A 6,908-nucleotide genomic window follows, 5' to 3' on the forward strand; every position below is an offset into this window, starting at 1 on the left:
GATCAGCGGCCACCGGGCGGGGGGTGGAGGGGGACCGGGAGGACCGGGAGGACCGGCACCGGCCGGCGTTCCGCTCCCGGAGCCCGCCTCGCCGGGGAGAGCCCGGGACGGTGCTCCCTGGCCTCCGACGGGGACGGCGCGGAGCACCTCGCCCCCTGCCCCTGTGTCCCCCTCAGGGGCGGGGAGGCTCCTCAGCGCGAGCGCCACCGAAACGGCCACCGGGACGAGCACGGCGACGAGTGCGAGCATCCTTCGGCGCGGGCCGGGGGCAGGGCCGGGCCGCACCGTCCCGAACGGTCGGGAGGGAGGCGGGGACAGCGGAAGCGGAGCGGCCCCCGGACGGGAGGCGCGCGATCGCCGCGGGTGAGTGATCATGCGATCAGGGTGACGTGCATCGCCCCTGCTCGGCGAGGAGGGACCGCGCCCTGTGGAAAACCCCGTCCCGGGTCTTCATCTCCTCACCCGGACGGATGAAAACCGGAGTGGTGGGGTGACATCCGCCCGCAGCCGGTCCACATCCCTCCCGCCACCGGGTCCCCGAGGGGGCGGACCGGGCTCCTCAGGAGTTCCCGCCCCGGAAGCCGGAGTTCTCCGGCAGGTCCAGCTCGCTGCGGTTCAGTTCCTCCACGTTGACGTCCTTGAAGGTGAGAACCCGCACCTGCTTGACGAACCGGGCGGGACGGTACATGTCCCACACCCAGGCATCGGCCATGGTGATCTCGAAGAACACCTCTCCCTGGACCGAGTGGATCTGCATCTCGTAGTCGTTGGTCAGATAGAAGCGCCGCTCGGTCTCGATCACATACGTGAAGAGGCCGACCACGTCCCGGTACTCCCGGTAGAGCTTCAGCTCCATCTCGGTCTCGTATTTCTCGAGATCCTCGGCGCTCATCACGTGGTCCCTTCAGCCGCTCGTTCCCTCATTGTGCGCCGGCACCGCGGCTCGGCGCCCCGGTTCGGTCGGGTACACCCCCGGACTCACGTCCTGCGCGGCCCCCCTCTTCCCCCCGGACCTCCCCTCGAACCGGTCAGGCCGCGCAGGATCGGACCGGTGCACACGGACAACAGGATCAGCACGGCACCGGAGGCAATGGCCCACAGCAACGGCCGGAAAGGTCCGGGTTCCGAGAGTCCCCCGGGCAGATCCGCGAAGCCGTGGGCCCGGGGCAGGAGCCCGAAGCGCTCCGGAGGCCACACCGTGGCCTCCACCCGGGCGGTCACCGCGTCCCTCGACACGGTGGCGGTCTCCCCCTCCATCAGCCGCGTGCGGGAGTCCAGGGAATCCGCCCGTCGGTCGCCGAGCAGGAACAGTTCGTCGGGCGGGACCTCGTACTCGAAGGGTGTGGCGGAGGCGGGCTCCCCGACGTCCAGATAGCGTTCCACGATCGGCCTGCCGTTGACCAGCAGGCGCCCCTCCTCGTCACAGCAGGCCACGGTGTCCCCACCGATCGCCACCACCCGTTTGACCATGGGCAGCTCGCCCCAGCTCTCCTGTCGGAAGACCACGACGTCGCCGCGGCGCACCTCCGGCCCCGCGACCCGGTGGGCGAGCACCCGGTCGTCGGGCCGCACGGTGGGGGCCATCGAATCGGTGGGGATGGCATAGGGCTGGTAGAGGACGGCCACCAGGACGAATCCGCCGAGGAAGAGCAGGCACCCGGCCACGGCCGTCATCACCGAGAGCCGTCGTGCGAACCGTCCCCCGCTCCGCCGCCCTGTGCCCATCCCGTATCCCTCCCGGAGTCCGACGGCCCGCCGCGGGTGTTCGCGCCGGGAAGTACGGTCGGAAGGCGACCCTACCCGGGCACCGTCCGATCCCGTAGCCCGCCGCGATGCCCGGGACGACGACCGGACGGTCCCGGGACGGATCGGGGACAAGCCCACCCTCCGGCGGAGCGGAGCGGGAGACCCGGGGAGACCCGGGGAGACCCGGGAAGAAAACGTCGCCCCCGACCGGTCCGCGGCGGTCAGTCGCTTCCGGCGGCCCGCCGTCGGCGGTGCCACATCACCAACGGTACGGCGCCCGCCGCGCCCAGCGCGCCGGAGAGGGCCGTCACCGGCAGGGCCGCCGGGGAGGCGGCGTTCAACTCGTCGTAACCGTCGGGAACCGGCAGGAAGGACCAACGGCCGAGGGGCCAGGCGACCACGATCGCGCGACCCACCACCTCGTCCTCGGAGACCGTGCCGCCCGTGGGACCGTCCATGTGGTAGCGGGAGTCCAGGGAACCCTGGCGGTGGTCCCCCATGACCCAGAGCCTGCCCTCGGGGACCTCCAGGGGCCCGAAGGGCCTGTCGTCGCACGCAGTGTTGCCCGGGTAGACGAAGTCCGTCTCGTCGACCGGCTCGCCGTTGACGGTCACCGGGCCGCCCTGCTCGCAGGCCACGGTGTCCCCGCCGACCGCGATCACCCGCTTGATCAGGTTCTTGTCATCGGGCGAGGGGAACGGCAGCACGTAGCTGATCCCCTTCTGCACGGTGGCCCACGGCCCGGAGGCCTCGGGGGACTCCCCCAGCCAGCCGCCCGGATCGCGGAAGACCACCACCTCGCCGCGTTCCGGCGTGGAACCGAACCACGGCGTCAGTTTGTCCACCAGCACCCGGTCACCCCGCTGGAGGGTGTTCTGCATCGAGTCGGACGGAATGGAGAACGCCTCGAGCAGGAAGGTCTTGATGAGCAGCGCCAGGACCAGGGCGATACCGACGAGGATCGGCAGTTCCTTCCAGAAGGACCGCTGCTTGGGAGGGTTCTCCCGGCGATCCCCCTCCCCCGGCTCGGTCACCTCGCCGTCCGGGGCGTCGGGGTCGTCCCCCGGTTCCCGGGAGCCTCCGGGGGTGGGGCCACCGGACCCGTGCGTCCGCTCCCCTCGGGAGGGGGGAACACCGGGGTCGGCGTCCCCGGGAAGCCCGTCGGGTCGCGCCGGGCGATCCTCCGGTTCCTCGTTCGCGCCGGACCGGGCACCGACTGCCACGTCCCCCACATCCACTCCTCAGGCCGCTGGGGTCCACCCCGGGCGGGGTGGATCGTTGTCCTCCTCCTCCCCTAACGAGCGGGGGTTCCGCAGGCATCGGGGGGCGGGGTATTTGGTCAATTCTTTCCCGGGCCACGCACCGCGACCCGGGCGACGCTCCCGTCACACCGGACACTCCCACGCCGTCCGCTCCACGGAAGCGGGGAACGGGTGTCGGGCGCCGGGCCGGCGATCAGGGATCGGGGACGGCCGCGAACGCCTCCACGCCGTTGAGGGTCGTCCAGTGGTCGAAGGGCCAGGCGATCACGACGGCGCGTCCCACCACCCGGTCCACCGGAACCGTCCCCTGCCCGGGGTCGTCGAGGTAGAACCGCGAATCCTGTGAGCGGGAACGGTGGTCCCCCAGGACGAACACCCGTCCCTCGGGCACCGTGACATCGAAGGGGAGGGTGGAGGGGGCGTTGCCCGGGTGCAGGTACGGTTCCCGCAGCGGGGTCCCGTTGACCGTGATCAGCCCGTCCGCGTCGCAGCACACCACGGTGTCCCCACCGATGGCGATCACCCTCTTGATCAGATGTTCCCCGTCGTCCTCGGGCAGCAGACCGACCCAACTCAGAACCGCCCTGGCCTCGCGGATCACCGGGGGGTACTCGGTGGCCTCCACGAAGGGGTCGCCGGCCATCCACCCCCCCGGATCCTTGAAGACCACGACCTCCCCCCGGGAGGGCTCCCACCCCACCCAGGGGCTGAACTTGTCCACCAGCACCCGGTCGTCGATGCGGATGGTCTGCTCCATGGAGCCCGACGGAATGACGAAGGGCTGGACGAGGAAGGTCTTGATCCCCAGCGCTATGGCCAGCGCGATGACCAGCAGGATGGGTATCTCCCGGGTCGTGCGCAGACGGCGTCGACGCTTGATCCGCTTGGCCGTCCGTCGGCGGGCGGCCCTTCCCTCGGTCGGGCCGCCGGTCTCGGGGACGCGGCCCGCCACCCGACGCCCGGCACCTCCCCGGCCGGCGCCGCGCTCCGGGGGACGGCCGCGCCTACCCACCGCTCACCCGCAACGAGGCGTGACGGGCGGGCGGCCAGACCACCGCCTCGGCGCGGCCGATCACCCGGTCCTCGGGGACGGTTCCGCCGCCGGGTCGGCCGAGGAGGTCACGGGAGTCCACGGAGTCCGAACGGTGGTCGCCCATCACCCACAGCCGCCCCTCCGGCACCCGGATGTCGAACTCCACCTCCGAGGGGGTCTCCCCGGGACGGAGCCACGGCTCGTCGAGGGGAACGTCGTTGATCTCGATACGTCCGCGTTCGTCGCAACAGCGCACGCGGTCACCACCGAGGCCGATCACCCGTTTGACGTAATCGTCCCCGGGAGCCCGGCCGATCCCCACGGAGGAGGCGAGGGTGCGCACCGTGCGGGCCAACGGCCCGGTGGGATCCCCCTCCCCCGAGAAGACGCCGGTACCGTCGAAGACGACGACGTCACCGCGGCGGATCTCCCCACCGAAGCGGTAGGCGAGCTTGTTGACCAGCACCCTGTCACCGACCTCCAGGGTGGTCTGCATGGACCGGCTGGGAATGACGAAGGGCTGCGCGACGTAGCTGCCGATCAGCAGGAACACCACCAGCGACCCTCCGATCAGCGGTGCCCGCAGGCGCCTGCCCCTGCCGGACGCGCGCCGCGGGCCCCCGGCCCTTCCGGGGGAGGCGTCCCCGGCGGGATCAACGTTCCGCCCCCCGGGGGCGTTCCCGGCGGCCTTCGGCCCGGACCCGGTGGCGGAGCGGTCGGCGGGAAGGCCGGTGGACGCAACGGAGCGCGACCGCGGGCCGATCCCCCGGGAGGGGGTGGCGCCGCGGTCGCGCTCCGTGCGATGTGCGTCGGTGTCGGCCACTCCGTGATGGTAACCGGATGGCGGCCGGAACGACTCAGCGCTCGCGCTTCTCCTTGATCTTGGCGGCCTTGCCGCGCAGCTCGCGGAGGTAGTACAGCTTGGCCCGGCGCACCGCGCCGCGGGTCACGACCTCGATCTTCTCGACGACCGGGGTGTGGACGGGGAAGGTGCGCTCCACACCGACGCCGAAGCTGACCTTGCGGGCGGTGAAGGTCTCCCGCACGCCGGAGCCCTGACGGCGGATGACGACGCCCTTGAACTGCTGGACACGGGAGCGGTTGCCCTCGATGACGCGCACGTGGACGTTGACGGTGTCGCCCGGGCGGAAGGCCGGGATGTCGTCGCGGAGCGACGTGGCGTCGACGCTGTCGAGGAGGTTCATGACCTGCTGCTCTCCTCGCCGATGCCACAGGTCATCGGCGGAATCGTATGGGGTGAACGGATGAACTGATCGGGTCCCGTCGCGGGACCTCGCGTCCCGGCGGGATGTGCCGCCGCGGCGGGCGCCGGCCCCCTGTGGCAGGGGCGCGCCGTTCGACGGCAACGGCTCATTCTTCCACGGTGCCGGGGCGGGGCCCAAATCGACCGTCCGGTCCCGGTTCCCACCCGAGTTCCGCGAGGCACCGGCGGTCCCCCGCGTCCCAGCTCTCGGGAGGGGCGGCGCGCAGCAGGTCGGGACGGTGCTCGGCGGTGCGCCGCAGGGCCCGGTCCCGGCGCCAGCGCGCGATGTTGCCGTGGTGCCCGCCGAGGAGGATCTCCGGGACCTCCCGCCCCCGCCACACCGGGGGCTTGGTGTAGACGGGGCCCTCCAGGAGATGCGCCATGGAGCCCGCCGCGAAGGAGTCGTCCCGATGGGACTCGGCGTTGCCGAGGACGCCCGGCAGCAGCCGGACCACGGCCTCCACCATCACCAGGACGGGCGCCTCCCCACCGGCGAGGACGTAGTCCCCGATGGACAGTTCGCGCACCTCCGCCCGCTCGGCGTACTCCTCCACCACACGGCGGTCGATGCCCTCGTACCGGGCGGGGGTGAAAACCAGGTGGGAACGGTCGGCCAGCTCGGCGGCGATCTCCTGGGTGAAGGGGCGTCCGCTGGGCGTGGGCACCACCACCACCGGGCCGGAGGGTCCGCGCGAGCCGGTGCCCCCACCCTCCGCCCCCGGGTGCGTCGGTCGTTCCCCGGGGACCGGGGCGGGGGTGGCGCCGAGGACCTCGTCGAGGGCCTCCCCCCAGGGCTCGGGTTTCATGACCATGCCGGGACCGCCCCCGTAAGGGGTGTCGTCCACGGTGTGGTGACGGTCCCGGGTCCACGCCCGCAGGTCGTGCACCCGGATGTCGAGCACCCCCCGGTCCGCGGCCTTGCCCACCAACGAGAGTCGGAGCGGGGCGAGGTACTCGGGGAAGATGGTGATGATGTCCAGGCGCATCACAGGTCGCTCCCCCGCGTGCCGCCGTCGCTCCCCCCACCGCCGTCCCCGTCCCCGGTTTCCTCTCCGGTCGGGTCGAGCAGACCGGGCGGCGGGGTCACCACGAGACGACCGCCCGCCGGGTCCACCTCGGGGACGATGGCGTGGACGAAGGGGATCAGCACCTCGTCGCCGTCCGACCGCTCGACGACCAGCAGATCCTGCCCCGGAAGATGGGAGATCTCGGCGACCCGACCCACGAGCGTGCCGTCCTCCGTCACCACCTCCAGGTCCACGAGCTGGTGGTCGTAGAACTCCTCGGGATCCTCCGGGGTCTCCTCCGGGTCCACCTCGGCGATGAGGAGGGTGTTGCGCAGGGCTTCGGCGGCGGAGCGGTCCCGCACCCCGACGAAGCGCAGCACCAGGCGGCCGCTGTGGACCCGACCGGACTCGATGGTGAGCGGTCCGACCTCCGGGGGGTCGGTCGCCAGCACCGCGCCGGGTCCGAGCCGGATCTCCGGCTCGTCGGTGCGGACCTCGACCGTGACCTCACCGCGGATGCCGTGGGCCCTACCGATGCGGGCGACGACGAGCTGCACGGGATCGGCTGCCTTCCGGGAACTGGGGAACTGGGGAAC

At 72.3% G+C, this 6,908-nt stretch carries 8 protein-coding genes; all 8 read right to left on the reverse strand.

The annotated features are described in order from the left end of the window. Nucleotides 1-559: 559 nt before the first annotated feature. Nucleotides 560-892 (reverse strand): DUF2469 domain-containing protein, encoded by a 333-nt coding sequence (locus FOE67_RS11715; RefSeq protein WP_182663324.1) that lies wholly within the window; start codon nucleotides 890-892, stop codon nucleotides 560-562. 86 nt (nucleotides 893-978) lie between these two features. Continuing rightward, nucleotides 979-1,674: a signal peptidase I gene (gene lepB, locus FOE67_RS11720; RefSeq protein WP_228473790.1), complete on the reverse strand. Its 696-nt coding sequence runs from the start codon at nucleotides 1,672-1,674 to the stop codon at nucleotides 979-981. A 293-nt stretch (nucleotides 1,675-1,967) separates the two neighbouring features. Next, on the reverse strand, nucleotides 1,968-2,969 hold the full coding sequence (gene lepB / locus FOE67_RS11725) for a signal peptidase I (RefSeq protein WP_182663328.1): 1,002 nt from the start codon (nucleotides 2,967-2,969) through the stop codon (nucleotides 1,968-1,970). A gap of 232 nt (nucleotides 2,970-3,201) precedes the next feature. Next, nucleotides 3,202-3,960: a signal peptidase I gene (lepB, locus tag FOE67_RS29220; protein WP_323384768.1), complete on the reverse strand. Its 759-nt coding sequence runs from the start codon at nucleotides 3,958-3,960 to the stop codon at nucleotides 3,202-3,204. A gap of 52 nt (nucleotides 3,961-4,012) precedes the next feature. Further along, entirely contained in the window at nucleotides 4,013-4,597 is a 585-nt protein-coding gene (gene lepB / locus FOE67_RS11735; protein ID WP_438874208.1) for a signal peptidase I, read from the reverse strand. A gap of 301 nt (nucleotides 4,598-4,898) precedes the next feature. Further along, nucleotides 4,899-5,246 (reverse strand): 50S ribosomal protein L19, encoded by a 348-nt coding sequence (gene rplS, locus FOE67_RS11740; protein ID WP_182663330.1) that lies wholly within the window; start codon nucleotides 5,244-5,246, stop codon nucleotides 4,899-4,901. Between the two features lie 166 nt (nucleotides 5,247-5,412). After that, a complete protein-coding gene (gene trmD, locus FOE67_RS11745; RefSeq protein ID WP_182663332.1) occupies nucleotides 5,413-6,291 on the reverse strand; it encodes a tRNA (guanosine(37)-N1)-methyltransferase TrmD in 879 nt (292 codons plus the stop codon). Beyond that, nucleotides 6,291-6,869, reverse strand: coding sequence for a ribosome maturation factor RimM (gene rimM / locus FOE67_RS11750; RefSeq protein WP_182663334.1), 579 nt, complete (start codon nucleotides 6,867-6,869; stop codon nucleotides 6,291-6,293). Before rimM ends, trmD begins: the two co-directional genes overlap by 1 nt. Nucleotides 6,870-6,908: the final 39 nt, after the last annotated feature.

The organism is Streptomyces calidiresistens (genome assembly GCF_014141525.1).
In the GTDB taxonomy this organism is placed as follows: Bacteria; Actinomycetota; Actinomycetes; order Streptomycetales; family Streptomycetaceae; genus Streptomyces; species Streptomyces calidiresistens.